The sequence below is a fragment of the Cellvibrio sp. KY-GH-1 genome (assembly GCF_008806975.1).
In the GTDB taxonomy this organism is placed as follows: Bacteria; Pseudomonadota; Gammaproteobacteria; order Pseudomonadales; family Cellvibrionaceae; genus Cellvibrio.
Window position 1 is genome coordinate 4,356,980 of sequence record NZ_CP031728.1, and the last position, 24,700, is coordinate 4,381,679.

Annotated in this window: 23 protein-coding genes; all 23 read left to right on the forward strand. The window is 50.6% G+C overall.

Going from position 1 to position 24,700, the window contains the following annotated elements:
* The first annotated feature begins 4 nt into the window (after positions 1–4).
* Complete coding sequence (gspD, locus tag D0C16_RS18370; protein ID WP_151033706.1) at positions 5–2,059, forward strand: type II secretion system secretin GspD; 2,055 nt, start codon at positions 5–7, stop codon at positions 2,057–2,059.
* Positions 2,060–2,062: 3 nt separating this feature from the next.
* Positions 2,063–3,613 (forward strand): type II secretion system ATPase GspE, encoded by a 1,551-nt coding sequence (gene gspE, locus D0C16_RS18375; RefSeq protein ID WP_225318750.1) that lies wholly within the window; start codon positions 2,063–2,065, stop codon positions 3,611–3,613.
* A 10-nt stretch (positions 3,614–3,623) separates the two neighbouring features.
* A complete protein-coding gene (gene gspF / locus D0C16_RS18380) occupies positions 3,624–4,862 on the forward strand; it encodes a type II secretion system inner membrane protein GspF (RefSeq protein WP_151033708.1) in 1,239 nt (412 codons plus the stop codon).
* A 62-nt stretch (positions 4,863–4,924) separates the two neighbouring features.
* A complete protein-coding gene (gene gspG / locus D0C16_RS18385; RefSeq protein WP_304487097.1) occupies positions 4,925–5,386 on the forward strand; it encodes a type II secretion system major pseudopilin GspG in 462 nt (153 codons plus the stop codon).
* A 19-nt stretch (positions 5,387–5,405) separates the two neighbouring features.
* On the forward strand, positions 5,406–5,978 hold the full coding sequence (locus tag D0C16_RS18390; RefSeq protein WP_151033709.1) for a prepilin-type N-terminal cleavage/methylation domain-containing protein: 573 nt from the start codon (positions 5,406–5,408) through the stop codon (positions 5,976–5,978).
* On the forward strand, positions 5,975–6,460 hold the full coding sequence (gene gspI / locus D0C16_RS18395; protein WP_151033710.1) for a type II secretion system minor pseudopilin GspI: 486 nt from the start codon (positions 5,975–5,977) through the stop codon (positions 6,458–6,460). The genes D0C16_RS18390 and gspI overlap by 4 nt, the downstream gene beginning before the upstream one ends.
* Entirely contained in the window at positions 6,429–7,142 is a 714-nt protein-coding gene (gspJ, locus tag D0C16_RS18400; RefSeq protein ID WP_225318751.1) for a type II secretion system minor pseudopilin GspJ, read from the forward strand. The genes gspI and gspJ overlap by 32 nt, the downstream gene beginning before the upstream one ends.
* Complete coding sequence (gspK, locus tag D0C16_RS18405; protein ID WP_225318752.1) at positions 7,096–8,220, forward strand: type II secretion system minor pseudopilin GspK; 1,125 nt, start codon at positions 7,096–7,098, stop codon at positions 8,218–8,220. Before gspJ ends, gspK begins: the two co-directional genes overlap by 47 nt.
* Positions 8,221–8,285: 65 nt before the next feature.
* Complete coding sequence (gspL, locus tag D0C16_RS18410) at positions 8,286–9,560, forward strand: type II secretion system protein GspL (protein ID WP_151033711.1); 1,275 nt, start codon at positions 8,286–8,288, stop codon at positions 9,558–9,560.
* Between the two features lie 34 nt (positions 9,561–9,594).
* Positions 9,595–10,074, forward strand: coding sequence for a type II secretion system protein GspM (gspM, locus tag D0C16_RS18415; RefSeq protein ID WP_151033712.1), 480 nt, complete (start codon positions 9,595–9,597; stop codon positions 10,072–10,074).
* Between the two features lie 72 nt (positions 10,075–10,146).
* On the forward strand, positions 10,147–10,935 hold the full coding sequence (locus D0C16_RS18420) for a type II secretion system protein N (protein WP_151033713.1): 789 nt from the start codon (positions 10,147–10,149) through the stop codon (positions 10,933–10,935).
* Positions 10,936–10,938: 3 nt separating this feature from the next.
* Positions 10,939–11,922: an FAD:protein FMN transferase gene (locus tag D0C16_RS18425; protein WP_151033714.1), complete on the forward strand. Its 984-nt coding sequence runs from the start codon at positions 10,939–10,941 to the stop codon at positions 11,920–11,922.
* 133 nt (positions 11,923–12,055) lie between these two features.
* A complete protein-coding gene (locus D0C16_RS18430) occupies positions 12,056–13,258 on the forward strand; it encodes a hypothetical protein (protein WP_151033715.1) in 1,203 nt (400 codons plus the stop codon).
* Between the two features lie 325 nt (positions 13,259–13,583).
* Complete coding sequence (locus D0C16_RS18435; RefSeq protein ID WP_151033716.1) at positions 13,584–14,111, forward strand: AraC family transcriptional regulator; 528 nt, start codon at positions 13,584–13,586, stop codon at positions 14,109–14,111.
* Positions 14,111–16,060, forward strand: coding sequence for a tetratricopeptide repeat protein (locus D0C16_RS18440; protein WP_191968543.1), 1,950 nt, complete (start codon positions 14,111–14,113; stop codon positions 16,058–16,060). The genes D0C16_RS18435 and D0C16_RS18440 overlap by 1 nt, the downstream gene beginning before the upstream one ends.
* A complete protein-coding gene (locus D0C16_RS18445) occupies positions 16,057–18,963 on the forward strand; it encodes a tetratricopeptide repeat protein (protein WP_151033717.1) in 2,907 nt (968 codons plus the stop codon). The genes D0C16_RS18440 and D0C16_RS18445 overlap by 4 nt, the downstream gene beginning before the upstream one ends.
* Positions 18,950–19,747 carry a tetratricopeptide repeat protein gene (locus tag D0C16_RS18450; RefSeq protein ID WP_151033718.1) on the forward strand — a complete coding sequence of 266 codons (798 nt, stop codon included), beginning with the start codon at positions 18,950–18,952 and terminating at the stop codon, positions 19,745–19,747. The genes D0C16_RS18445 and D0C16_RS18450 overlap by 14 nt, the downstream gene beginning before the upstream one ends.
* Entirely contained in the window at positions 19,740–20,126 is a 387-nt protein-coding gene (locus D0C16_RS18455) for a hypothetical protein (RefSeq protein WP_151033719.1), read from the forward strand. Before D0C16_RS18450 ends, D0C16_RS18455 begins: the two co-directional genes overlap by 8 nt.
* Positions 20,127–20,179: 53 nt before the next feature.
* Positions 20,180–20,860: a MotA/TolQ/ExbB proton channel family protein gene (locus D0C16_RS18460; RefSeq protein ID WP_151033720.1), complete on the forward strand. Its 681-nt coding sequence runs from the start codon at positions 20,180–20,182 to the stop codon at positions 20,858–20,860.
* A 40-nt stretch (positions 20,861–20,900) separates the two neighbouring features.
* Positions 20,901–21,446: a biopolymer transporter ExbD gene (locus D0C16_RS18465; protein ID WP_151033721.1), complete on the forward strand. Its 546-nt coding sequence runs from the start codon at positions 20,901–20,903 to the stop codon at positions 21,444–21,446.
* A complete protein-coding gene (locus tag D0C16_RS18470) occupies positions 21,443–21,964 on the forward strand; it encodes a biopolymer transporter ExbD (protein ID WP_151033722.1) in 522 nt (173 codons plus the stop codon). Before D0C16_RS18465 ends, D0C16_RS18470 begins: the two co-directional genes overlap by 4 nt.
* A gap of 1 nt (position 21,965) precedes the next feature.
* Entirely contained in the window at positions 21,966–22,949 is a 984-nt protein-coding gene (locus D0C16_RS18475; protein WP_151033723.1) for an AgmX/PglI C-terminal domain-containing protein, read from the forward strand.
* Positions 22,950–23,367: 418 nt separating this feature from the next.
* Entirely contained in the window at positions 23,368–24,519 is a 1,152-nt protein-coding gene (locus D0C16_RS18480; protein WP_151033724.1) for an AGE family epimerase/isomerase, read from the forward strand.
* Positions 24,520–24,700 lie beyond the last annotated feature (181 nt).

Genomic DNA, 24,700 nt, shown 5'->3' on the forward strand with positions numbered 1-24,700 from the left:
TTTCGTGATCCGTTCGAATGGTCGTAACAATAAGAAAATAATCTCCAGCGTAATGCTGGCGGCGATTATCAGTGGTACCGTTAATCTCGCCTGGGCGCAAGTAGAACCCGCTGGGCAAAATGCAGCAGGTGAGCAGGCCTGGACAGTAAATTTTAATGACTCGGATATTCAGGAAGTTATTAAATTTATTGCGGGGGCTACCGGGAAAACCATCATTATCGATCCCAAGGTGCGTGGCCCGATTAAGGTAATCAACACCAAGCCACTCAACGCTAAAGAGCTTTATGAGCTGTTCCTCGCATCGCTGGATGTGCATGGCTTCACGGCTGTGGAAAGCGGCAATATTGTACGTATTGTAATGAACCGCGATGCGCGCAATTTACCCATTCCGACGGAAAACAATGTCAAAAACAAAGACGATTTATATATCACCCAGGTAATCCCGCTGAAAAATACCAGCGCGGCAAAAATTTTGGCGGCGTTGCGTCCCCTGGTTCCCCAGTATGGCCACCTGACAACCTATGAACCCAGCAATGCGCTGATTATTACTGACACCCGTGCCAACGTTGCGCGCATGAATGAGTTGGTGATTCAGCTGGATAAAATCGGTATGACCCATACCGACGTGATTCCATTGAAATACGCGAACGCAGCCGATGTGGTGGCCATGTTGAGCCAACTGGAAAAGCCGGATCCCAATCGCGGTATGACTACTTCCCCACCGGTGATTGTGGCGGACAAGCGCACCAACGCAGTGGTTATCAGTGGCGATGATTTGAGTCGCCAGCGCCTCAAGTTATTGATCGATGATTTGGATCGCCCGCAAACCCGCAATAGCAATGTGCGTGTGATTTATTTGAAATATTCGAAAGCGGAAGAAGTTGCCAAGGTATTAACCGGAATGTTGCAAAGCGTCGGTGGAGCTAAACCGGCTGATGGCGCTCCCGCCAATGCAACCCAAGCGGCAGTTCAAGCGGACGAGGCGACTAACTCGGTATTGATTACTGCTGATGTGGAGACCATGGATACCCTGCTATCGATTGTTGATAGCTTGGATATTCGTCGCGCGCAGGTTTTGGTTGAAGCGATTATTGTGGAGATCACCGGCAAAAATCAGAAAGAGCTGGGTATCGAGTGGATGTATCAGGCTGATGATGCTGGCTTCGGTGGTTTTGCTCCCGGATCTGGCCTGGGTGGGGTTGCGGGCTCAGCGTTTAATTTGTTGGAAAGTCCCAACGATAATGATGCTTTGGCAGGCTTGGCGACAGGTATTGTTTCGGCCAAATCGCCAATATTTGGCGTGGGCCGCTTAGGTAAAAATGTTGATTTCTTGAGTGTGCTCAAACTGCTGCAAACGACCGAATCCAGCAATATTCTCTCTACACCAAGTCTGTTAACCACTGACAACAGTGAGGCATCTATCCTTGTTGGTCAGCAGGTGCCGTTTGTTACAGGGTCTTACACCGGAATGACTGGTTCGACCACGGGTGGTAACAACTCATTCTCCAGTCCGTTTAATACCGTAAACCGTGAAGACGTGGGTATTAAGCTACAGGTTACCCCGCACATAAATGGGGGGGATAGTCTGGTACTGGATATTGAACAGGAAATTTCATCGGTGTTGGGTGGTTCAGAATCCTCACCTAATGGTCCTACCACCAGTAAGCGTGAAATTAAAACCCAGATTCTTGCAGGTGATAGCCAGACAGTGGTGTTGGGCGGCTTAATTCAGGATCAGGTTGATAAAAGTGATAGCCGTGTGCCGGTGTTGGGCAGCATTCCAGTTCTTGGCCACTTGTTCCGCTCTCAAGGGGCCAAGAAGAATAAAACCAATCTGTTAATTTTCTTGAAGCCGACCATTATTCGGACTGACGAGGTGCTCACTGGAGCTACTGCTGAGAAGTATCGGACGTTACGCGACCAACAGGTCCAGTTCCAGCGTAATCGCGGTATTTTGATGAATAAGAGTGATGTCCCCGTCTTGCCGGAATGGGAAGAGAAAATTCGCGAATTTCAGCAAAATAGCCAACAACCTGCAAATACCCAGGCAGGGGAATAAATCGTGAGCGAGCAAGTACTGGAGCCAACTCTGGGAGCTGATTCGCCGCTCGGAGATGAAGACTCATCAAGTCAATTGCAGGCATTTGAGCGCCTCCCGTTCAGTTTTGCCTCTGCCCATGGCGTTATGTTGGAAGACGTAGGTGCGAGCGCTAGGCCGCGTGTACTGCATAAGCCGGGGCTAACTCTGGATGTGCTCTTGGAGTTGCAACGGATCCTCGGCAAGAGTTTTGAGCTGGAAGAAATGCCAGCCGAGGATTTCCAGAAGCGCCTGACCCGCGAATACCAAAGTGGTGATGGGGCCGCTCAGCGGGCCGCGGAAGATCTGGGCAATGAGTTCGATTTGTCTTCCATGGCGGATGACTTGGCTGATCGCACCGACTTGCTGGCCGGTGACGATGACGCACCGATTATTCGTTTGATTAATGCAATTCTCTCCCAGGCGGTACGTGAAGGTGCTTCAGATATCCACCTTGAGCCTTTTGAAGATCGCGTTTCAGTACGTTTTCGGATCGATGGTGTATTAACGGAAGTGCTGTCACCCAAGGCTGAGCTGGCGCCAGTTCTGGTGTCGCGTCTCAAGGTAATGGCGCGTTTGGACATCGCTGAAAAACGCCTACCGCAAGATGGCCGTATTACTGTTCGCCTTGCCGGGCACGCAGTAGATATTCGTGTATCGACCATTCCTTCTGCCTTCGGCGAGCGGATTGTGTTGCGTATTCTCGATCAGGCAGCGGGGCAATTGCGTCTGGAGCAGTTGCAGATGCCACCGCAGGTGTATGAGCGCCTGACCAAAAACCTGATCAAACCACACGGTATTATTCTGGTAACCGGCCCAACCGGCTCCGGTAAAACAACTACCCTCTATGCTAGTCTCAGCCATATCAATACTCGCAGCCGCAATATTCTTACTATTGAAGATCCGGTGGAATACCTGTTGCCCGGTATCGGCCAAACCCAGGTAAATGCCAAAGTCGATATGACCTTTGCGCGCGGTCTGCGCGCGATTTTGCGTCAAGACCCGGACGTAGTAATGGTGGGTGAGATTCGAGACGGTGAAACTGCAGAAATTGCGATTCAAGCATCGTTAACTGGTCACTTGGTGCTATCTACACTTCACACCAATACTGCTATTGGTGCAGTGTTGCGTTTGAAAGATATGGGTGTTGAGCCCTTCTTGTTGGCATCGAGCCTTGAAGTGGTTATGGCGCAGCGCTTGGTGCGTGTGCTCTGTACCCACTGTAAGGAACAATACCTACCGAGTGATGCGGAGCGTGAAATGCTCAAATTGCCGGTGGATACCCCTATCTGGCGCCCGGCACCCAGCGGTTGCAAGCATTGTAACCATCAGGGTTATCGTGGTCGTAAGGGTATTTATGAGCTGATTGAGATTACCGAGCGGCTGCGCCACTTGATCCATGAGCAAGCGGGCGAGCAAGAGCTATTAGCCGAGGCGCGCAAAAACAGCGCGTCTATGAGCGATGACGGCCGTACCTGCGTGCTCAACGGCGTCACCAGTATTGAAGAAGTCTTGCGCGTAACTACGCAGCTCTAAGGAATAGCTCATGGGTGCCTACAGTTACAAAGCGCTGAACGAAGAAGGAAAAACCGTTAAGGGGATTCTTGAAGGTGACTCCGAGCGGCATATTCGCACCCAGTTGCGCGCCAAAAAGCTTAAGCCATTAGAGGTCGTGAGCGCCACCGGTGAAGCTCCGGCAACTGCTAGCGGTGAAGGGCTGAACCTGTCGGCGACTTTCCGTCGTCGCGCTGCCAAGCTCAGTGTGCGCGATTTAAGTTTGATTACCCGCCAGCTCGCCTCCTTGGTAAAGTCCGGCTTGCCGCTGGATGAAGCCTTGCACGCTACGGCCAAACAATCGCAAAAAGCCAATGTTAAACGTGTGGTATTGCAAGTGCGTACGCGTGTATTGGAAGGTTTTAGTCTCGCCCAGGCCATGGGTGATAATCCTGCTGCATTTAACGATATGTACCGCGCCTTGGTGCGTGCCGGTGAAGGCTCTGGCTATTTAAGCCCGGTGTTGGAAAGGCTCGCAGATTACACCCAGACCAGCCAGCAACTGCAGCAACGCATCAAAATGGCGATGATTTACCCGATCGTAATGCTGGTTGTGAGCCTTGCAGTAATTGTCGCTTTGATGGTGCTGGTCGTGCCCAAGTTGGTAAAAATATTTGAGCAGGGCAAGCGTGAATTGCCGGCACTTACCGAGGCTCTGATTGCTACGAGTAATTTTTTGATCAATTACGGCGTGTATTTATTTGTCGTGCTGATCGGGGTGTACTACCTGATCAAACGCTTGATGAAAGATCCCAAGCGATTGCGCGCTTGGCATGTGGTGCAGTTGAAATTGCCGGTGATTGGCGAACTTGTGAAGCAAATTAACTCGGCGCGTTTTGCTGCAACACTCAGTTTGTTATCGGCGAGTGGTGTACCGCTTCTGCAGGCGTTAAATATTTCCGGTCAGGTGATGACAAATAAAATCTTGCAAGAGGCCTGCGATCAGGTTGCTGCGGCGGTGCGCGAGGGTATGAGTTTGAGTCGCGCGATGGAAAATACCGGAAACTTTCCTCCTCTGTTGGTTCAGTTGGTAGCGAGCGGGGAAACCAACGGCACCCTGCCACAGCAGTTGGATAACGCATCCAAAGATCAGGAGCGGGAGCTGGAGATGATGCTGGGGGTGGCCATGGGGCTGCTTGAGCCGGCCACAATTATTTTTATGGGTGGTGCCGTGTGCTTGATTGTACTGGCAATTCTCACGCCTATTTTCGAAATGACCAAGCTAAGTTAAGCGGGTCGCCGATACGGATTTCCTTCACAAACATTTGCTAAATGCGGTTCCAGGAGAACACTATGAACACAAGAGCGCGTATGTCCGGCCTTAAGGCCAGTGCCCGTCAGGCGGGTTTCACCCTGGTAGAGATCATGGTGGTGGTAATCATCATTGGTTTGCTGGCGGGGATTGTGGTACCTAACGTGATGGATAACCTCGATAAGGCCAATATCCAGAAAGCGCGCGCGGACTTTAGCTCCCTGCAAACGGCACTCAAACTTTATCGTATTGATAACTTCACCTATCCCACGACCGAGCAAGGTCTGGAAGCCCTGGCGAGCAAGCCCTCCATCGCACCGGTACCACGCAACTACAAAGAGTCTGGTTACATTGATAACCTCACCAAAGACCCATGGGGCAATGACTATCAGTACATGAGTCCTGGTGAAGGTCACGAATACGACATCTACAGTCTCGGTGCTGATGGTGTGAGCGGTGGTGAAGGCCAGAATGCCGACATCAGCGTGTGGGATGCAGAATAATCGGTAGCGGATATTGCGTGTGAACCCCCGCCAACAGGGTTTTACCCTGATCGAAATCATCGTGGTGGTATTTATCATCGGCATGGCGGTGGGGGTCATTTCGATTTCAGTCGGTGGCAATGCCGCGGCTGACAAGGCGCGCAAGGAAGCCGATGAGTTCATGTTACAAACCACCTACGTGGCTGAGCAGGCGGTACTAAAAGGCGAAACCTATGGTTTATTTGTCGAGTTGCGCCCAGCCCAGGATGTGGATGCTCAGGAACAATGGTGTTACATCTGGCGGCGAGTGCGCGACCGCGCCTGGCAAGACCTGACCGAGCTAACTCCCCACTGTATTGCGGAAGGCCTGGCGATTGAATTTACGATTGATGAAGAGCTGTGGGAATATGACCCGGAGCTGGAATTTCAGGATCCGGTGATCGGCTTTTTCCCCAGTGGCGATGCTACGGCGGAAACTGAAATCGCCATTTTTGCCAGTCAAACCAATATGGATGACGAGGTGGAAACCCAGAAATTCAAGTTGGATGCGACCGGTGAAATTCATTGGGTTAACGAAGAAGAGCGACTCGAAGCGGAGCGCAAAGGTCGATGAGCTTTATCCGACGCCAACATGATCAGCAACAGGCGGGGTTTACCCTGTTGGAGGCGATGATCGCGCTGATGATTGTAGCTATGGCCCTCCCGGCGTTGGTTACGTTGGTTATGACCCAACTGGATGGATCGGGAGCAATTCGCGATAAAACCTATGCCTATTGGGTAGCGGAAAACCAATTGACCCGAATCCGCTTGTTGCAACAGCAAAAAATGCAAAAACGCCTAGTGGATTACAAAGTACCAGAAAAAGATTCCGGAGTAGTGGATCTGGCCGGATTTCGCTGGCAGTGGCAGCAAAAAACCATCGCTATGGATACGTTGCCGGTACCGGGCTTTAAGCGCATAGAAATTGCGGTACGTCTATTGGGAGTGGCCGATGGGCCAACCTTGGGGCGGACAATAGTGGATAACGACAAACCGGCGATGGCGCTGTTGACGGGGTATATCAGTGATCCTGAATTCACCCAGCAGCTGCAATAGCCGGCAGCGGGGTTTTACCCTGCTAGAGGTCATGATCGCGTTGGTGATTTCGGCAATCATCGCCGTAATGGCATTCCAGTCGCTGGACTCCGCTGATCGCGGTGCAACACGCACCAACGAAGTATTGAATGAAATTAATAAAATTGACCGTGCCTGGCAGATTATCGGAACTGACCTGCGCCACATAGTGCCACCGATTGGTACTGACCGAACCTGGATATTTAAGGGCGACAGCCTAAACGGGTCAGGTGAAGACGCCGATCAAGTGCTGTTGATTTTCAAGCGCAGAGGCTGGGTGAATTTCTCAAACCGCCAACGCAGCGACCTGCAATTGGTGGAGTATCGCCTACTGGATGGAAAGCTGTGGCGTGACTTTGCCCCGGAATACAACCTCCTGCTGGCGGATGTGGATCTGGAAGAAGATGACGGCTTGCATCAGTTGCTTCTGGAAGATGTCGAAGACGTGCAAATCCGCTTTCTGCACCAGGGCGCTATAGCCTCGCGTGGCAAAAGCGCGCTGGAAGGCCGTGAATTTACCGACGATTGGCTGCAGGATTGGCCCGATGCAACCACCGGTGCTGTGGGCTTGCCCCTGGCGATAGAAATTACGATTCAACTCAAAGGGGTAGGAACAATTGCGCGCTTGTTTGCCTTGCCAGAGCAATTTCAGCCGCCGCAATAGCGCGCAGCGCGGCACCGTGCTGGTGTTGGTGCTGCTGATTGTCGCCCTAGTGGCCGCCTTGAGTATCAAGTTTGCTGCGCAATACCAGTTGGGGCTTGCGCGTGCTGAGGCTCGCTGGCATGGCGCTCAGGCGCGAGCCTTTTTGGAAGGCACGGAAGAAGTGGCCAAGTTGATGTTTGCCGAAGTGGATCGCGATCAAGCGACTGATTTTCTGGGTGAGGGTTGGGACACGGAGTTTCCAATTGAGGACGAGGGTGTTTCTGGTGTTGCGCAACTGGTCGATGCTACCACCCAGCTCAACCTGAATGATCTAGCCTCTCCATTGGTCGGTGATAAGCCAATGGGTAGCCCTGAACGCTATACCTCGGAGCAGCAGCGGCGTTTTATCCGGTTATTACAAACCTTTCCGGACATACCGCTTGGGCAGGATCAGGCAGAGTATTTGCTGGAAGCGGTAGTGGACTGGATTGATGCGGATGAAAACGAATCCGGCCAAGGCGGCGCTGAGTCGAATTTTTATCAAAGTATGCCCGAACCCTATATGCCGGCTAATGCGCCGTTTAAATCAGTCGATGAACTGCGTTTGATTCGAGGTTTTCATGAAAACCCACAATTAGTTTTGCGCTTAATGCCGTTTATCACGGTGTTACCGCAACCCGGGGTGGGCATGAATATTAATACGATGGAGCCGGTGGTACGCGGGACTAAAATGATCAATAACTTACTGTTAACGATCAATGACAGCAATTCGTTATCGCCCGCACCCGAGTCAGATCTTAAACAGATTTTTGCCGCTCGCCCTGAAACCGGGTTCACCGAACAGTCTGCAATCCAGACGGCATTTCCCGGCAAAAATGTAGAGGGGCTGAACGTAAAGGCGACGTTTTTTTGGCTTAACGCCACAGTGCAGTTGGTTGAGCAACGCCGCAGTATGCGTAGCCTGATGACACGCGATGATTTTCAGGGGCGTCCGACGCTCAAGGCAATCCAGCGTGAAGATGTTTATGAGTTGCCCAGCTCTGTGCGCCACGGCGATGAAGAAGAGGATGAGGATGGCGAAACCGAGCTGGTTGAGTAAATCCGCCATCCAATAAGACGTTAACGATCAATAACGACAATTTACTTAAGTGATCAGAGCAAATTATGTCAATGCAACTGCTGCTCTCTGTAGATAGCTCCACCGATGGTAAAACATTGGGCGATTGGTTTCGCTGGTGTTGGCTGGGGACCGATGGCCAGCCGCAAACGGATACCGCTGCAAGCGGTGACCGTGAAGCCCTGCGCGCGGCACTGGGAGAACGTAGTGGTACTAACCAATCGGCTTGGTTGATATTGCCCGGTGCCAGTGTTAGCACGCGTGAGCTGGAATACAGTGAAAAAGAAAAAAAGCACCTGCGCAATCTTTTGCCCTTCCAACTCGAAGAGTCGGTCGTGGGCGATGTCGAGGAGCTGCATTTTGCGCTAGGTAATCCTGCCGATGGTCGCGTGGTTGTTGCTTACACCGATAAAACCTGGCTGCAGGCAGTATTTGCGGAACTGGCGACCTTGGGAATTGAAGTTACTCGCTGTTGGTCTGCGCCCCAGGTATTACCTTTGGCTGCTGAAGCTACCGGCGACGCATACAATCACTGGTCGCTGGGTCTTTATGATGGCCAATTTTATTTGCGCTACGCCCCCACGTTGGGCTTCAGTGTGGCGGAAGCACACGCACGCATGGCGCTGTCATTATTGCTAGCCTCGCAAGAGCGAGTGGATCGCCTGCCCGCCTTGCATCTGCGTGCGGCCAGCGATGAGGATCTCGCGCGCCTGAGCGAAGTAATTCCCGCCGAATTGCAAACTTCAATTAGCTCCCAGACGCTGGCCGATGCCTGGAGTCTGGATTTTGGTAGCAGTGCAATTGATTTATGTCAGGGCGATTTCTCACAGCGACTGCCCATCGAACGCTGGTGGAAACTGTGGAAATCCGTTGCGATTTTTGCGGGCGTGTGCGCGCTGGTTTATCTCGGCACTATGGTTTTCGAAATCCAAAAATTGAGCGGCGAGAATTTAAAAATTCGCCAGCAAATTGAAGCGGCCGCGCGCGGGGTTATTCCGCAAGGGCGCATGGTTGATCCGGAAAAACAACTTAATACAGTACTGAAACAACTGCAGCCCACCAGCCAGTCGGGTCGTGTTATGGAGTTGTTGGCGGTGGTGTTACCGCAAATTTCAGCAGTGCCTAATGTGAGCATTAAAGGTATCGCGTATGTGGGCGAAATTGGCGAGTTAAATATTAATGTGCAGGCCGATAGCTTCGCGACATTTGAGGCGCTCGCACAAAGTATTCGCGATAAGGGTTTTAATGCGGAAGTGCTCAGTGCAAATGCTCAGGGCAACGTGCAAACGGCGCGGTTAAAAATAACTAAAAATCCCCAGTAATCGATGAGTTGATCCACTCATTGAGGAAAATTTGATGAACCAGTTTTTAAATTTGCTTAACAAATACAATCGCCGCGAGCAGACCATGATTCTTGCGTGCGCGGTGGTGCTGGTCCTGTACCTGGTGTGGTTGCTGTTACTTACACCAATCCAGAAAAAGCGCGATCAGTTGTATCAAGCTAACACCAGCTCCACCCAAACCCTGGGGCGGGTGCAAATTCTTGCCGCGCAAATCCAGCAATTGCGTGCACAGGGCAATGCGAGTACGAATGAAAATATTAACGGTTTGATTGATTCCAGCTTGCGCAATAATGGGCTGCAAATGAGTCTGTTGCAGCCTGGAGCCAATGGTGAAGTTCGTGTTCGTCTGGATAAAGCTGCCTACCAACCCTTGATGCAATGGTTATACGAAATGGAATACAAGCAGGGCATTAACGTAACGGATTTGTCCCTGGCCTCCACTAATGACCCTGGGCAAGTCACCGTTAATTTGCGCCTGCAAAAAGCGCAGTGATAAACACGATATATCCGTTGTTCGATAGCAGCGCGTCTCGACTTTGTTAACAGAAATTAAAAAGAAAATTCTATGAGCAGCATTCCCGATTTACTTAAAGCCAAGAAAAAACTCTGGATCAGCTTGGGTGTTGTGCTGTTTCTGGTGTTTGTGCTGAGTAATATTCCCGCCATTTGGGGCGCGTGGGTATTAACGCGCGGCACAGGTTTGGCGATGAGCGGTGTTACCGGCAGCGTGTGGAATGGCAAGGCGAGTCTCGCCAGTTTGCAAATGAATGGTCAGGAGCACTCGCTCGGGCAATTAAGTTGGAAATTAAATCCACTGTCACTGATAACACGTTGCGCACAGGTAGCCACCAAATTGCCCGCGCAAGAATTTACCGGTGAGGTTTGTGCCGGTGCAAATGGAGAGGTCGAGGTGCACAATGCCGATATCTCCGTGCCATCGTCGATATTGCAAAGCAAAATTCCCGTACCCATTCAAGGCCAGTTTTCTTCTCATATAGATTCACTGCAGTTGCGCGGCAATGTGCTTGGAAAGTTAAAAGGCAATTTCACGTGGAGTGGTGCGCGAGTAAACACCGGTACAAATTGGTTGGATATAGGAAGTTATGCGGCTGAATTGGTCGATAATGGTAACAACGGCGTCAGCGCAAAACTGTTCCAGCTTTCTGGCCCGCTGGAGGTGAATTTGCAGATTGAATTGGCCGCACCGGCAGGGGGCCGGGTGACTGGAGAATTTGCCGGCCCTCAGACCTTTTTCGAATCGGCCAATGCGCAAGATGTATTGGCGATGTTTGCCCAGCTTGAAAAAGTGGATGCTGAAAATAAACATCATTACCGTGTCGACTTGAATTTGTAATTTATGTGGCGGATATTCTGCGCACTGTTGCTCTGTGTTGTCGCTGGGTGTGCTCAGGCAAAATGGCACGGCGATACCCAAGACATCATGGGTACCAAAGTTAGTGTTACTTTGTATCTGGATGATGATGTAAAAGCCGAGCAAGCAGTGGTCGCCGTAATGGACGAGATGCGCCGTATTGATGCGACCTTCAGTCCCTACATTGAAACCAGCGAACTCTATAAAGTTAATCAGCTCGCCCCTAAAGCCAGCGCGCAAAAGCCATTAACAATTTCGGCTGAGCTAGCGCGTATCATCGATAAATCCCTCTATTACAGCCGCCTTAGTGATGGTGTGTTTGATATCACTTTCGCATCTCTCGCGCGCTATTACGATTACCGAAAAAAGTTAACGCCCAGCGAGCAGCAACGCGAAGAATTGTTACCGGCCATTAATTACCACTTTATTCATTTGGATAAAAAAAATAACACTCTCTGGTTTGAACACCCCAAGGTGTATATCGATTTGGGTGGCATCGCCAAAGGCTATGCAGTAGATCAAGCGATCGAAATACTGAAAGGTTTCGGCGTTAGTCATGCGAGCGTTACTGCCGGCGGAGATAGTCGCGTGATGGGAAATAAATTGGGTCGCCCCTGGCTGGTGGGAATTAAAAATCCGCGCGCAGACAAAGTGGCAATTACCTTGCCTCTGGAAGATGTTGCTGTTTCCACGTCGGGTGATTACGAGCGCTACTTTATCGATGATAAGGGTGAGCGTGTGCATCACATCATCAACCCGCGCACGGGGAAATCTCCAGTCAGTGGTGTTAATAGTGTGACGATTATTGGGCCGGTGGGTATAGATACGGATGCTCTCTCTACCACCGTGTTTATTTTGGGGGTAGACAAAGGCCTGGCGCTGATCAATAAGTTGCCCGGCTTCGACGCGGTAGTTATTACCACCGAAGGTAAGGTGCTCTACAGTCAGGGTTTGGCCGTTCCACAATAGATTTGCCTATAAGATCACTTTTTTTCTGGCCGCGTGACGCGCAAATTTTCGTACAATAGCGGCTGCGCTTCTCTCCTCGCGTTTTTCCTATCACACGTTTATGTTTTCTCGTTTTCTCTCTCAAGGAGTAGTTATGAAATTTTATTGGGGACTTCTTTTCATCAGTTTGTTATTGGGCGCTTGTGGCGGTGGTGGGGGCGGTGGCTCTTCATCGGGCGGTAGCTCTTCATCAACACCTATTGGGGGCAACCCTATCGGGGGCAATTGCGGCACCGAGGGAACGCTGTTTGCCGATTGCGTGAACAAGAGCTGGGGTGTTTTCAAAGCCTTCAATTACGAAGTCGCTACGGGTAAGGGCTCCGAATATACCACTGAAGCCAATGCCGGTAACGTGCAGTGGAAATTAGTGGATTCCCCGGCCGCGGGACGCAACAAAGTTGTTGAGGTGAGCTTTGGTTTAAAGAGTGGTTTTAATAGCCAGATCTACCTCAATACCGAGCCGACTGATCGCAGTGATTACGCAACGGGCACTATTAAGTTTGATATAAACGTGCAGAGTTTCGGCAACGCCTACGACGCGAATAAAGGGCAAATGTTATTTGAAGTGGTAGTAGAGTGTGTGTGGCCCTGCTTGTCGCATTCAGCCAAGGTTCCTGTCAGTTTTCTAAATCAGTGGCAAACGGTTGAGCTTAAAGTCGCCGATTTGGTCCGTGATGGTCTGGATTTGAAAAAAGTTAATACCGGTTTCATGATTCGCCCGTCTATTGATGACGGTGTGCAAACAGGGGTTGTATTCCAACTGGATAACATCCAATGGATCAAAGGGGCCGGCAGCATCTCCTCATCCAAAGAAGTGTTCGTGGAGCATTTCAATACCGAGGCATCGGCTAACAACTGGAAGTTTGTAAATTACGCGGGTGGAATCAGTGAGATTCACAAACATCTTTCTCAGGGCTTGGGTGCATTTCCAGAGTGGACCAGCAGTCTGGATCACTGGGCATTGGAAACGCAACTGAGCAAGCCAATTAGCATCAAAAACAAAACGGCAAGTCTGCAAATCAAATTACTCTCCAGCATTGTTTCTGGCTTCGCCTATCCAATGGAGTTTGCGTTGGTGGCGACAGATGGTGCCGGGCGTGAAGCAGCGACTGAGCGTTTCACTAGCCAGGCATTTCCCGATAAAGAGTGGGTAATGATTAGCACGCAATTGGGCAGTAGCTTTGCCGGTGGTTTTAACGCCAGTGATGTACGCAAGTTGGCCATTCATGTTTACGCTACGGGTACCCCTTTGCCTTCCGGCTATATTTATCTGGATACGATCCGTATCACCGAGTAATTTCCTGTTGTAAGCCCTTCCTCCGCTATAAACACTGGGAAATAGCGGAGGAGTTGTCCCTCTCCGAAAACCATCTAAGCTATCCTTAATTCTCACTTTTTGACCGGCCTTGTCACTTTTGTGCAGGGCGTGATCATCGCCTAAAAAAAATCACTCAAGCGCCAGATCAACTGTGCTCAAAGTCACATCCAATATCCGGATTGGCTTCTAGAATGATTTATTCACGGTAGCTGTGAGTGTCAAAAACAGGCAGCGGCAATGGGCGCGCTGACAAAAAATCCCGGGCTGAGATAACTATTGGCCTGATGTGAAACTGGAGAGAGACATGATTCAACCCCTGCGCCATTGGTTGCGCCTGGCTGTGCTGTTGTCGCTGTGCCCCTTGCTGCTTAGTCCGCTGCGCGCCTTGGCGCAGGAAGCGGGTAATGTGGAGTCCCTGAAAGAATCGGTGCTGACCCTCAATCGCGATTTACTCATTCTGGAAGAGGAGCTGCTCTATCCCGCCAGTACGCAGGTGGCGGTGTACGTGTCCATGGATTTGGGCGCTTTCTTTAATTTGGATGCAATCAAACTGGAAATTGATGGCCAATTGGTAGCGAGCGAGCTCTACACCGACAAGCAAACCAAAGCCCTGTTTCGCGGCGGCGTGCAGCGTTTGTATGTCGGCAATTTAAAAACTGGCGAGCATGAAATCAGCGCCTTTTTTACCGGGCGCGGCCCCCAAAAAGATTACAAACGCGGCGCAAAACTGGTGATCAGCAAGGCGCAAGATCCGGTAGTGCTGGAATTGCGCATAGTGGATTCTACCGCGCAGTTGCAACCGGAATTTACTATTAAGCAATGGCAAATGTAATGCGTGCCGCTGCGCTCTTTCGGCATCAATCGCTCGTGCTTGCACTGGCGAGCCTCGCCTGTCTTCCGGGCGTAGAGGCAAAAGAAAAGATGAAAACCTCAGTGGCAGATTTACGCTACGGTGTGGCGCTCTACCACTACTACCAGCAGGATTATATTCCAGCGCTCTCTGAACTCATGGTCGCTGACACACGCGATGGAATTCAGGGCCACAGCGATAATCCGGAATTGATTGCCGGCGGCATCAGCCTCGCGTTTGGTATGCAGCATCACGCAGAAAGTGTATTCACCACTATATTGCAAGATGAACGTCGCCCCGAGCATGTTCGCGATGCGGCCTGGTTTTATTTAGGCAAATTGCATTACATTCGCGGGGATCAGGCAGCGGCAGAACAAAGTTTTGCACGCGTCAGTAGCAACTTTAAACCGTCCCTGCGCGCTCAATTGCAGGCACTGCAATTCAATATTCGTATTCGTAACAATAACTTTGCCGAGGTCAAACCCGAAGACCTTGAGGAATTACGCAGCTGGAATCCTTACGCACTTTATAACCTTGGCGCTGCTCATGCGCGCGCAGGCAACTTTAAAAGTGCGCAGGAGTTTTTCGAGGAGCTGGCGGATATCGACATTTCCGCTAGCCCTTCGCGTCAGAAAGAAGAATGGGCGCTGCAAGATAAAGCCTATACCGCACTTGGCTATTCATTTCTGGCAGAAAAAAAATACCGCGCGGCGATTCGTGAATTCACCAAAGTGCGCCTGGAAGGTCCGCTCGCCAATCAGGCATTGCTTGGTTACGGTTGGGCTGCTGTTGCGCAAGAGGAATACGCCGTTGCGCTTAAGCCCTGGCAGGTATTGCGCCAGCGCAGTTTAATGCAACCCGCGGTGCAGGAATCGCTACTTGCCATTCCTTACGCTTACGAAAAGCTGGATGCGCAAGGCGAAGCCGTTAAGGAATATCACACCGCTGAAGAGCTGCTTGCCCGTGAAATACAATTAATTCGCGAGATGCGCGCAACCCTTACGCAAGGTGAATTACTGACGTTGGTGGGCAGCGAAGCATTTTCGGATAAAGAGGCAAAAAAAATTCTGCGCGGTGATGGCACGGCCGAGGGAGCACCTACGGCGGTCATTACCGATGATGGACAAAACTGGCTCAAGCTGGATAAAACCAGCGTGATCAAAACGCGCTCCGCGTACTTAAATGAATTGTTTGCTAAAAATTCATTTCAAACCTCTGTGCTGGATTTGCGCGATTTGCTGCGCATCCAAACGCTCTTGCAACAATGGCAACCCAAACTGGAGGCCTATCGCGAACTGTTGTTGGAAAAACAAGCAAGCCGCAGCCGTCACGAGCAACAAAGCGCGCAACAATTATTGGCCAAAAAACAGCAGACGTTAAGTGTTGAACGAGATCAGCTTGCCGCGCGGTTGCAAACTATTGCGAGCGCGGAAAATTATATCGCGCTGGCTGATGAGGATACGCGTGCACTCTATCAGCGGATCGAGCGCGGCGAAAAAACAATTCAGCAAATGCAGGCGGCGGGGCAGAACACAGCCGATGTGGAATCGCGCTTGAATATGTTTAAAGGTATTTTGCTGTGGCGTGCGGCGCAGGCATTTCCAGAGCGGATGGCAGAACAGCACGCCGAATTAAAAACGATTGACGATGCGCTCGCCACTGTCGCGGCAACACGCCAGCGAATTGAAGAAGTCACGCTCACCAGCATGGACATTCAGCCCGTGTTGGCTCGGTTGGATGTGTTGCGCAAAGACGTGAATAGTAATTTGCAGCACACTGAACAATTAATTGACCAGCAGAGTGCCAGTTTACGTGAGCAAGTGGATGCGCAGCTCGCAACCCACGAGAAACGCCTGAACAATTATTTAGCGCAGGCGCATCTCGCGGTGGCGCGTTTGTATGATGCCGAATTGAGGAAGCAACCCGAATGATTTTCCTCACTAAACAGTCAACCCGGTCGCGCACGACAAGAGTGACATTACTCGCGCTCATTATCGCCAGCAGCGTTCATTTACAAGGTTGCGGTACCTTCGGCATTGGCGACGATGGACGCGGTAAAACGCTGGCGGATTTGCCCGATGCAAAAATTCCCAATGCCAAAACCAAAGTAGAAGTATTGGATATGGCGCGCATTGAACAGAGTTATCAGCGTGCACTCGCCGCCGCGGAAGAGCCGGCCTTGCGTCAGCAAATTATGGTGCGTATTGCCGACCTTGAAATGGCGCGCAGTGAAAAAGCACAGCTGGACGCAACTGATACCCGTCGTCAGTATGACAAGCCGATTGCGCTCTACAATGAGCTGTTAAAAATGCAGGGCGCGGCGGCGCCATCCGCTAAAGGTATTCAGCCGGATCAATTGCGCTACAAGCTGGCCAAAGCGATGTCACTCGATGGACGCACTGAAGAGGCGTCGGTGATCCTCGACCAATTAGCGCAAACCAATCCCGATTCGCCATTTATGGCGGAGACACAATTTCGCCGCGCGGAGAAATCTTTTGCCGATGGTGACTACGCAGCTGCCGAGCGCAACTACGATGCGGTGGTAAAAGGCAATAATGCGGAGCTGCAACAAAACGCACTCTATATGAAAGGTTGGGCGCAATTTAAGCGTGGTGATTACGACCTCGCACTGAAATCATTTGCCGGCGTGCTCGATCAATTAATTGGTCACGCCACCAATCCGCAAGATGTGGATGCGGCGCTAACCGATATTGGGCTCTCCAAAGCGAATCTGGTAAAAGATACGTTACGTGTTATGGGGCTGTCATTATCGTATCTGGACGGTGCAAAATCCATTAGCGAATTGCAGCTCGCGTTGGGTGGCCCACGCGCTTACGAATATTTGCTTTACCAACAGCTCGGTCAATTATATCTGGAGCAAAAGCGCTTCACGGATAGCGCTGAAACCTATCAGCATTTTGTGCAGCACAACCCCAATTCCGATTTTTCGCCCAGCTTTAGCATTAAAGCGATTGATGTTTACCAACAGGGCGACTTCCCCAGTTTAATCCTGCCTGCCAAACAGGAATTTGTGGAGCGTTATGGAATTAGCAGCAACTTTTGGACGCAACGGAAAGGTGCAATCGGCGACAATGCGCTCGCCTACTTGCATCAATCCCTGCAAGAGCTAGCGCAATACGAACACGCCCAGGCACAAACTTTAAAGGCAACCAATAAAGCGGATTCCACAGCCGCGTTTGCGCGCGCGGCAAAATGGTATCGCGAATTTGTGCAAACCTTTGCCAAGGATGCGCAGGTTGCAGAGATGACCTTTTTGCTAGCCGAATGTTTGAATGAATCCGGTGATTTAATTCCCGCCATGGAAGCCTATGAGCAAGTTGCCTATGGCTACATGGACCAGTTGCGCGGAGCCGACGCCGGCTACGCCGCAATTTTAATTCCGCAGCAATTAATACAGTCGGCGCGCAGCCTGCCGGATAATCGCATGGAAGAATGGCAAAATCGCAAGATACAAAATGCGTTGAACTTTGCCGATGTTTACAAAAATGATCCGCGCGCGGTGGTGGTATTGGCAGAAGCAGCGAACGATTTACTGCAACAAAATCGCTACGTGGATGCAAAAAACATCGCCGAACGGGTGATTGCCTGGCAGCCACCGGCGGAAGGTTCGCTGCAATTTACCAGTTGGTTAATTCTGGGGCATAGCCGTTTTGAAACCAAAGAATATGCGGCGGCGGAACAAGCCTATGTGCAGGTATTAAATTTACTGCCCGCCCATGGTAAAACCCCCGGCGCACCCAGTGCGCAACAAGTGCGCGAACGCATTGCCGCCAGTATTTATCGCCAGGCGGAGGCGAGCCTTGAATTTGGCGATAAGGATGCGGCGATTGCGCAACTGCTGCGTATTACGCAAGTCACCCCGGATACCGAAGTGGCGATTAAAGCGCAGTACGATGCAGGTGTTTATTTAATGGATCAGGAAAAATGGACCCAAGCGGAAAATGTGTACACCTCATTCCGAAAAAAATATCCGCAACATGCATTAGCGGCAACGCTGCCGGCCAAAATGGTATTGATCTATCAAAACCAGAATAAATGGCAACAAGCTGCCGATGAGTTAGTGGTGATGGAGCGCACCAGTACTGATCCGGATGTAAAACGCCAGTCGCTCTATATGGGCGCTGAGTTGTACGAAAAATCGGGCAAGCTTTCACAGGCCATCGAACAATACCAGCGTTACGCTACGCAATATCCTCGGCCGTTGGCGAATAACCTGGAAGCGCAATTTAAATTAACAGAGTTATACAAAGCATCCGCCAATCGCGATAAGCGCAATTACTGGTTGCAGAATATTGTGAATACGCACAATCGCGCGGGCAGTGAGAAGTCTGATCGCTCAACCTGGTTAGCGGCGAGCGCGCAGACTGAAATATCCCAGGCGAGTTACGATGAATTTGCACGCATATCCTTGACCCTTCCGCTAAAAGCCAGCTTGCAGCGTAAGCGTGCAGCTATGGAAAAAGCAATTAAAGCCCAGGAGCAAATCCTTGCCTATGGCGTGAGTGAATTTACCACCGAAGCCAGTTTTAAAATTGGCGAGGTCTATGCGCAATTGAGTCGCGACCTGATGAATTCGCAGCGACCCAAAGATCTGGATGAATTAGCGCTGGAGCAATACGAAATTTTACTGGAGGAACAGGCTTATCCGTTTGAGGAAAAGGCGATTGAAATCCATCAGGCCAATGCCCAGCGCAGCTGGAAAGGCACTTACGATGCCGGCGTAAAACGCAGCTTTGCGGCGCTCGCCAAATTATTGCCCGGCCGTTACAACAAATCTGAAATGCGTTTGGAGGTGAGCGATGAGATTCACTAAACGCTATTGGTTGTTGATGGCAGGAATCATCTTACTGCAGGCCTGTTCGTCGTCGGCACCGAAAAAAACGGCTGGCAAAAAACCGGCAGCTGATGAGCCGGTAGCGGTTGTACCAGCAGGTACATCTATTCTGCCGGCAGGGCCGGTTACCCCTAATCCTTATTTGCAAAATAAACCATCAATCAGCAGTGCCGCCGCGCAACAATTTGCCAATGCCACGCGCGCGATGCGCAACAAGCAATGGCAGCAGGCGGAAACCTTGCTGCAACAATTGGTAGCGCAAAATACCAAATTGTCTGGTGCCTATTTGAATTTGGGATTGATCTACCGTGCACAGAAAGAAGATAAACGTGCGGAGCAGGCGTTTACCGACGCGATCAATGCCAACCACACTAATCTGGATGCTTACAACCAGTTGGCTATTTTGCAGCGCGAACAGGGGCGCTTTAATGATGCAGAAAGCAATTATAAAAAGGCCTTAAGCATTTGGCCCTTCCATGCGGAAAGTCATCGCAATATCGGCATACTTTATGATTTGTATTTCGGCAAAAATGCCGAGGCCCTGGTGCACTTTGAGGCTTACCAGCAATTGCGCGGCGATGGCGACAAGCAAGTGACCGGTTGGATTGCGGATTTGCAGCGACGTTTGGGGATTGCGCCCAAACCGAAAGCGACACCCGTCACAGAAAATGCGGCGGCAGATGTTGACGCTGATGGAGAAGCAGCGACGAGTGAAGCGGTAAAAGAGTCGAGTGAAGTCGTTGAAGAGGCTAGCGATGAGTAAATTATTTGCCCAAGTCTGTTGCTTTGTGTCGATTATTGTCAGTTTGCCGGCGCTCGCGCAAACGAACGAGGCATCTGCTGAGTCGGCGGCTGCCAGCGCGCCAGCAAAAGCTGATGCGGACAATAAAACCGCATCAACAAATGCAAGCGGAAAAAAAATGGTGCGCGAAGCCAATATTAATCTGCGTACTACGGTAACGGGCAACCAGGAACAACCGCGGGTGATGTATATCCTCCCCTGGCAGTCGCCCACCAGTCCGGATTTGGAAATGGAGATGCTCAGTAGCCAGCAAGAAGCAGTATTTGGTCACGTAGAGCGCGATGAAATGCAGCGCAGCCTGGAAGCATCGGGCGAGTGGGACGATAGCACGGCTGAGTAATTTCTTTTAAACACGAATACAACTTAAAACATTTTTATTGTGAGGCTTTGGTTATGGATTCTCTGATTCGTTTTTTCCAGGAAGGCGGCGCCTTCATGTATCCCATCGCCGTGGTATTGGTAGTGGGGTTGGCGATTGCGATTGAACGCTGGTTGGTTTTAATGAATGCCAAGAGTTCCAATCGCCAAGCGTTTGATCGTATTTTGCCGCTGTTGCAAAAAAAGGATTACAACGGTGTGCTGAATGTCGGTAAATCCAGCGATGCCCCTATCGCGCGTATTATCGCTGCCGGTATCGCGCGCATGGCCCAATCGCCACGTCGCGATGATATTGAATTGGCGATGGAGGAAGGTGTTATGGAGGCCATGCCGCGTTTGGAAAAGCGCACCGCGTATCTCGCGACCCTCGCCAATATCGCTACCCTGCTGGGATTGTTGGGTACCATTATCGGTTTGATCCAGGCATTTACGGCGGTTGCCAGCGCCGACCCGGCAGAAAAAGCAGCACTGCTCTCGTCATCAATTGCCGTTGCAATGAATACCACGGCGTTTGGTCTGGTCGCGGCAATTCCGTTATTGTTGATCCACTCAATGTTGCAAAGCAAAACCACAGAAATTATTGATAGCCTGGAAATGGCGGGCGTTAAGTGCCTGAATATTATTTCCCATGTTCAGGATGTACCGCGTACCCGTACGCAGGATACCGGTGCTACCAAACCACAATCTGCACAATAACGATTGAACCTGTTGAATTGTAAGAGCGAGGTTCAATCTCATGCGCATTAAACGGCGAATTAAAGAGGACCCTGATCTCGACATCACCTCCTTTATGAACTTAATGATCATATTGGTACCGGTGTTGTTGATGAGCATGGTGCTCTCGCGCACCACGGTATTGGATTTAAAATTACCGGATATGGCTGACTCCAGTGTTCCTATGACGGAGGAGCCGCCACAACAACTCGAATTAATTATTCGCGCCGATAAATTTGAAGTGAATTATCCGGCAGGCATTAAATTAAAGTGGGTCGAAAAAACCGCTGATGGCGAATATGATTTCAAAATGCTGGCGAGTGTGTTGCAAGAAACAAAACGCCTGCTGGAAGACAAAGGCATCCAGAAAAAAGATATTTATATTCTCTCGGAAAAAGACACCGACTACCAAACGCTCGTCACCACTATGGATACCGTGCGCTCGTTTAAAGCCGTGGTAGCGGCTAATCTCGTTGATGCAGAATTATTCCCGGAAATTTCGTTGGGTGATGCTCCTCCGCCAGGTCAGTCCACCGGTGCGGTAGCGCCAGCGGGAGGTGCGCAATGAAACAGTCGCTGCGCGCCAAGCGTATGGCTAAACATCACCGCCGTTTGAATCAGGCCTCCAAGTTAAACCTGGTTTCCTTGATGGATATTTTTACCATTTTGGTATTTTTCCTGTTGGTGAATTCCGGTGATGTAGAAGTATTGCAAACCGATAAAAGTATTAAATTGCCCGCGTCTTTTTCTGAACAGGTACCGGAAAATAATCTCGTGGTATTAGTTAGCGCGACTGACGTGGTGGTGGGTGGCCGTGCGGTAGGTACAGTGACTGATCTGATAGCGTCCACCAGCGATTTGTACGCGCCTTTGCAGCAGGAATTGAAATACCAGGCTGAGCGCGCTGGCCCCTTGGCTGAAAAAGATAAGCTCACTGGCCGCCCGGTAACCATCATGGCGGATCAAAAAGTGCCTTATCAGTTGCTGAAGAAAATTATGGCAACCTGTGCTGCTGCTGAGTATCGCGATATTTCTCTCGCCGTCACCAAAAAGGAATTGCCTGCTAATTCCGGTGGGGGAGGCTGATATGGCTCTTGCCCTGAATTTGGAATTACCCTGGAGCTCGTCGATTGATGACGACAAGCGCTACAACAAAATTTTGTTGGTGTGCATTGTTGTATTGCTCGCGGTGAGTGTGGTGGTCACGGTTATTAAAGTCCCGGAATTGGCGCGCGCTGAAAAAGAAAAGCTACCGCCGCAACTGGCGCGTGTGGTGCTGGAAAAGCAGGAGCTTCCACCACCAAAACCGATTGAACCACCAAAACCGGAAGAGAAAAAACCGGAAGAAAAGAAACCCGAGGAAAAAAAGCCTGAACCGGTGGAAGCAAAGCCAGAGCCCAAGCCAGTTGAAAAGCCCAGGCAGCCGTCCAAGTTACCACCCAAGGAAGCTGTTGAGCGCGCACGCGAGCAGGCTGAAAGCCAGGTGAGCCAATTTAAGGATGATCTCGCTGAAATGCGCGAGATGATGCAAACCTCGGCGATAGAAACGGCAGCGACTACTGTGACTAATAGTACGGGTGAAGCAGCTCAGGTTGATCGCGCCATGATTACCAGCGGCGCCAAGGTTGCCAGTGGTGGCATCAATACCGCTGCCATGAGTCGCGATACCGGCGGAGTTGCATTGTCCGGGCGTGAGACGACCAAGGTGAAAAGCGGTCTCGCTGAAGCGGGTAAAAAAACCGGTGCAGCTAAAGCGGGCAATAGCGATGGTGCTGGCGGTGCAGCGCGCAGTGAGGAGGAAATCCGCAAGATCATGGAGCAGCACAAAGGTGCTATCTATTCGATTTACAACCGCGCCCTGCGCCAAAATCCTGCCCTGCAAGGCAAGATGGTGGTGAAAATAGTGATCGACCCCAATGGCCGAATTGTCGAGGCGAGTCTGGTATCGAGTGAATTAGGTGATTCCGCGTTAGAGAGCAAGATCCTCCAGCGTATTAAGCTCATCACATTTCCAGCATCCAATGTGGCGCGCACAACCATTACCCAAACCTTCGATTTCCTGCCGCAATAACGCTAACCCACGGTTCAGTTAACACTGGCCGTGGGAGCTATATCACATTGGCGATCCATTCCATTTAACGTGTACGCGACGACTTTTTTACCCTTTTTGCATAAATTGATTGTAATCGGTTACATTTTTGATAATAATGGCGTCGCTAAGGCCTTTTTATTCATGGTTATGCAGTGGTAATCGGTTACAGTTTTGTTGGTTGAATGCTCAATCACCAGGCTCCGAATATCCTTGTATGTTAGTGATTAATTGTTCAGCCATAGCCCGCTGTTGTGTTTTTTTCTACCCCGGCTTGCCGGGGTTTTTTCATTTGCGCCCTAGTGAATCCTCCCGCAAAATGCTTCTGCACTTCAGCCGCAATCAGCCTATTCACTTCATTTCTCGCCAGGGGCGGCGCTGCGAATTGGGAAACTCTCTTATGTCACAAGCATTGCGTGCGGCCGCGAGCCGACTAGAAAGCTGGATTAAAAACGATGCCCTGCCACTGTGGCTGGAGCGTGGAATTGAACCCAAGACCAACGCCAATTATGAGCGTTTAACCCCGGCCGGATTACCGGACCTCGAGTCCAGTACGCGCGTGAGGGTGCAAGCGCGCCAAGCATTTTTCTTTGCTGCGGCTTACCATCGCGGTTGGTGTGAGCAGGGGAAACCGGTTGCTAAAAACCTGCTGACGTTCGTGCACAATGTTGCCGCGCATCCAACGGCAGGTGGCGGTTACACACATCTGCTGGATAACAATTTTGTGGTAGTAGATACCAAGCAAGACCTCTACGATCACGCCTTCTTTTTGCTCGCCAATGCCTGGTGTTATCGCGCGTTCAACGAACAATCCTATCTTGATGAAGCGGATAAATTAATTGCGCATTTGGATGCGCACTTCGGTTCCGCCGTGGGTGGTTGGATCGAAGGCGATTACGCCTACGCCTGTCGCCGCCAGAATCCGCACATGCATTTATTTGAAGCCTTCCTCGCGCTTTACGATGCAACCGGCAATGCAAAATATTTAGCGCGCGTTGGCGAATTATTTGCGCTCTTCCAGTCACATTTTTTTGATGAAACTCACGGCGTGTTGTTTGAATTTTTCGACGATAGCTGGACTCGTTTACCCAATGCCAAAGGCGATACGGTAGAACCCGGCCATATGATGGAATGGGTTTGGCTGCTGGATTGGTATCACCGCCGCACCGGTCGCCCGGTTGCGCATTACACCAAAGCGCTTTACGCGCGCGGTTTGGAAATCGGTATGGATAAATCCGGTTTGCTATTTGATGCGGTGTCATACACGGGTGACGTTATCGATCGCAACAAACGCTGCTGGGGTATTACCGAATTAATCAAAGCCAGCCTGGTGCAAATTCGCGAAGGTAACCCTAATGCCGAAGCCATTGCCGTTAAAGGCGTGGACGATTTATTTACTTATTATTTGTGTGCATCAACACCGGGCTCCTATGTGGACCAGCGCGGTGCCAATGATGAAGTGGTCGTTGATGTAGCGCCCGCCAGCACGCTCTACCATTTAATTGTTGCGGCGATGGAATTGCTGGATCACGTGAACGCCGCGGTAAAGTAAACATTATTTTCGTTGTTGGAGTACCTGCACCTGCAGGTACTCCTATTTTTTTGCTGCTCTACACAGGCAAAGTTTGCCACTAATGAACTATTTGTTTGTTAGAAAAAAATTAGCTCTGCATCTGAATATTGAGCTGCCACAATTTTCTCCGCAATCCAATTTGCTTGAACCCATTCCGCTT

What these genes read in the sequence shown, in the direction of transcription:
- D0C16_RS18420 (WP_151033713.1), top strand. Translation starts at nt 10,147, where the DNA reads ATGAGCAGCATTCCCGATTTACTTAAAGCCAAGAAAAAACTCTGGATC.
- D0C16_RS18480 (WP_151033724.1), top strand. Translation starts at nt 23,368, where the DNA reads ATGTCACAAGCATTGCGTGCGGCCGCGAGCCGACTAGAAAGCTGGATT.
- D0C16_RS18475 (WP_151033723.1), top strand. Translation starts at nt 21,966, where the DNA reads ATGGCTCTTGCCCTGAATTTGGAATTACCCTGGAGCTCGTCGATTGAT.
- D0C16_RS18450 (WP_151033718.1), top strand. Translation starts at nt 18,950, where the DNA reads ATGAGATTCACTAAACGCTATTGGTTGTTGATGGCAGGAATCATCTTA.
- D0C16_RS18465 (WP_151033721.1), top strand. Translation starts at nt 20,901, where the DNA reads ATGCGCATTAAACGGCGAATTAAAGAGGACCCTGATCTCGACATCACC.
- D0C16_RS18435 (WP_151033716.1), top strand. Translation starts at nt 13,584, where the DNA reads ATGATTCAACCCCTGCGCCATTGGTTGCGCCTGGCTGTGCTGTTGTCG.
- gspM (WP_151033712.1), top strand. Translation starts at nt 9,595, where the DNA reads ATGAACCAGTTTTTAAATTTGCTTAACAAATACAATCGCCGCGAGCAG.
- D0C16_RS18425 (WP_151033714.1), top strand. Translation starts at nt 10,939, where the DNA reads ATGTGGCGGATATTCTGCGCACTGTTGCTCTGTGTTGTCGCTGGGTGT.
- D0C16_RS18455 (WP_151033719.1), top strand. Translation starts at nt 19,740, where the DNA reads ATGAGTAAATTATTTGCCCAAGTCTGTTGCTTTGTGTCGATTATTGTC.
- D0C16_RS18430 (WP_151033715.1), top strand. Translation starts at nt 12,056, where the DNA reads ATGAAATTTTATTGGGGACTTCTTTTCATCAGTTTGTTATTGGGCGCT.
- D0C16_RS18460 (WP_151033720.1), top strand. Translation starts at nt 20,180, where the DNA reads ATGGATTCTCTGATTCGTTTTTTCCAGGAAGGCGGCGCCTTCATGTAT.
- D0C16_RS18470 (WP_151033722.1), top strand. Translation starts at nt 21,443, where the DNA reads ATGAAACAGTCGCTGCGCGCCAAGCGTATGGCTAAACATCACCGCCGT.
- gspL (WP_151033711.1), top strand. Translation starts at nt 8,286, where the DNA reads ATGTCAATGCAACTGCTGCTCTCTGTAGATAGCTCCACCGATGGTAAA.
- gspG (WP_304487097.1), top strand. Translation starts at nt 4,925, where the DNA reads ATGAACACAAGAGCGCGTATGTCCGGCCTTAAGGCCAGTGCCCGTCAG.
- D0C16_RS18445 (WP_151033717.1), top strand. Translation starts at nt 16,057, where the DNA reads ATGATTTTCCTCACTAAACAGTCAACCCGGTCGCGCACGACAAGAGTG.
- gspI (WP_151033710.1), top strand. Translation starts at nt 5,975, where the DNA reads ATGAGCTTTATCCGACGCCAACATGATCAGCAACAGGCGGGGTTTACC.
- gspF (WP_151033708.1), top strand. Translation starts at nt 3,624, where the DNA reads ATGGGTGCCTACAGTTACAAAGCGCTGAACGAAGAAGGAAAAACCGTT.
- D0C16_RS18440 (WP_191968543.1), top strand. Translation starts at nt 14,111, where the DNA reads ATGCGTGCCGCTGCGCTCTTTCGGCATCAATCGCTCGTGCTTGCACTG.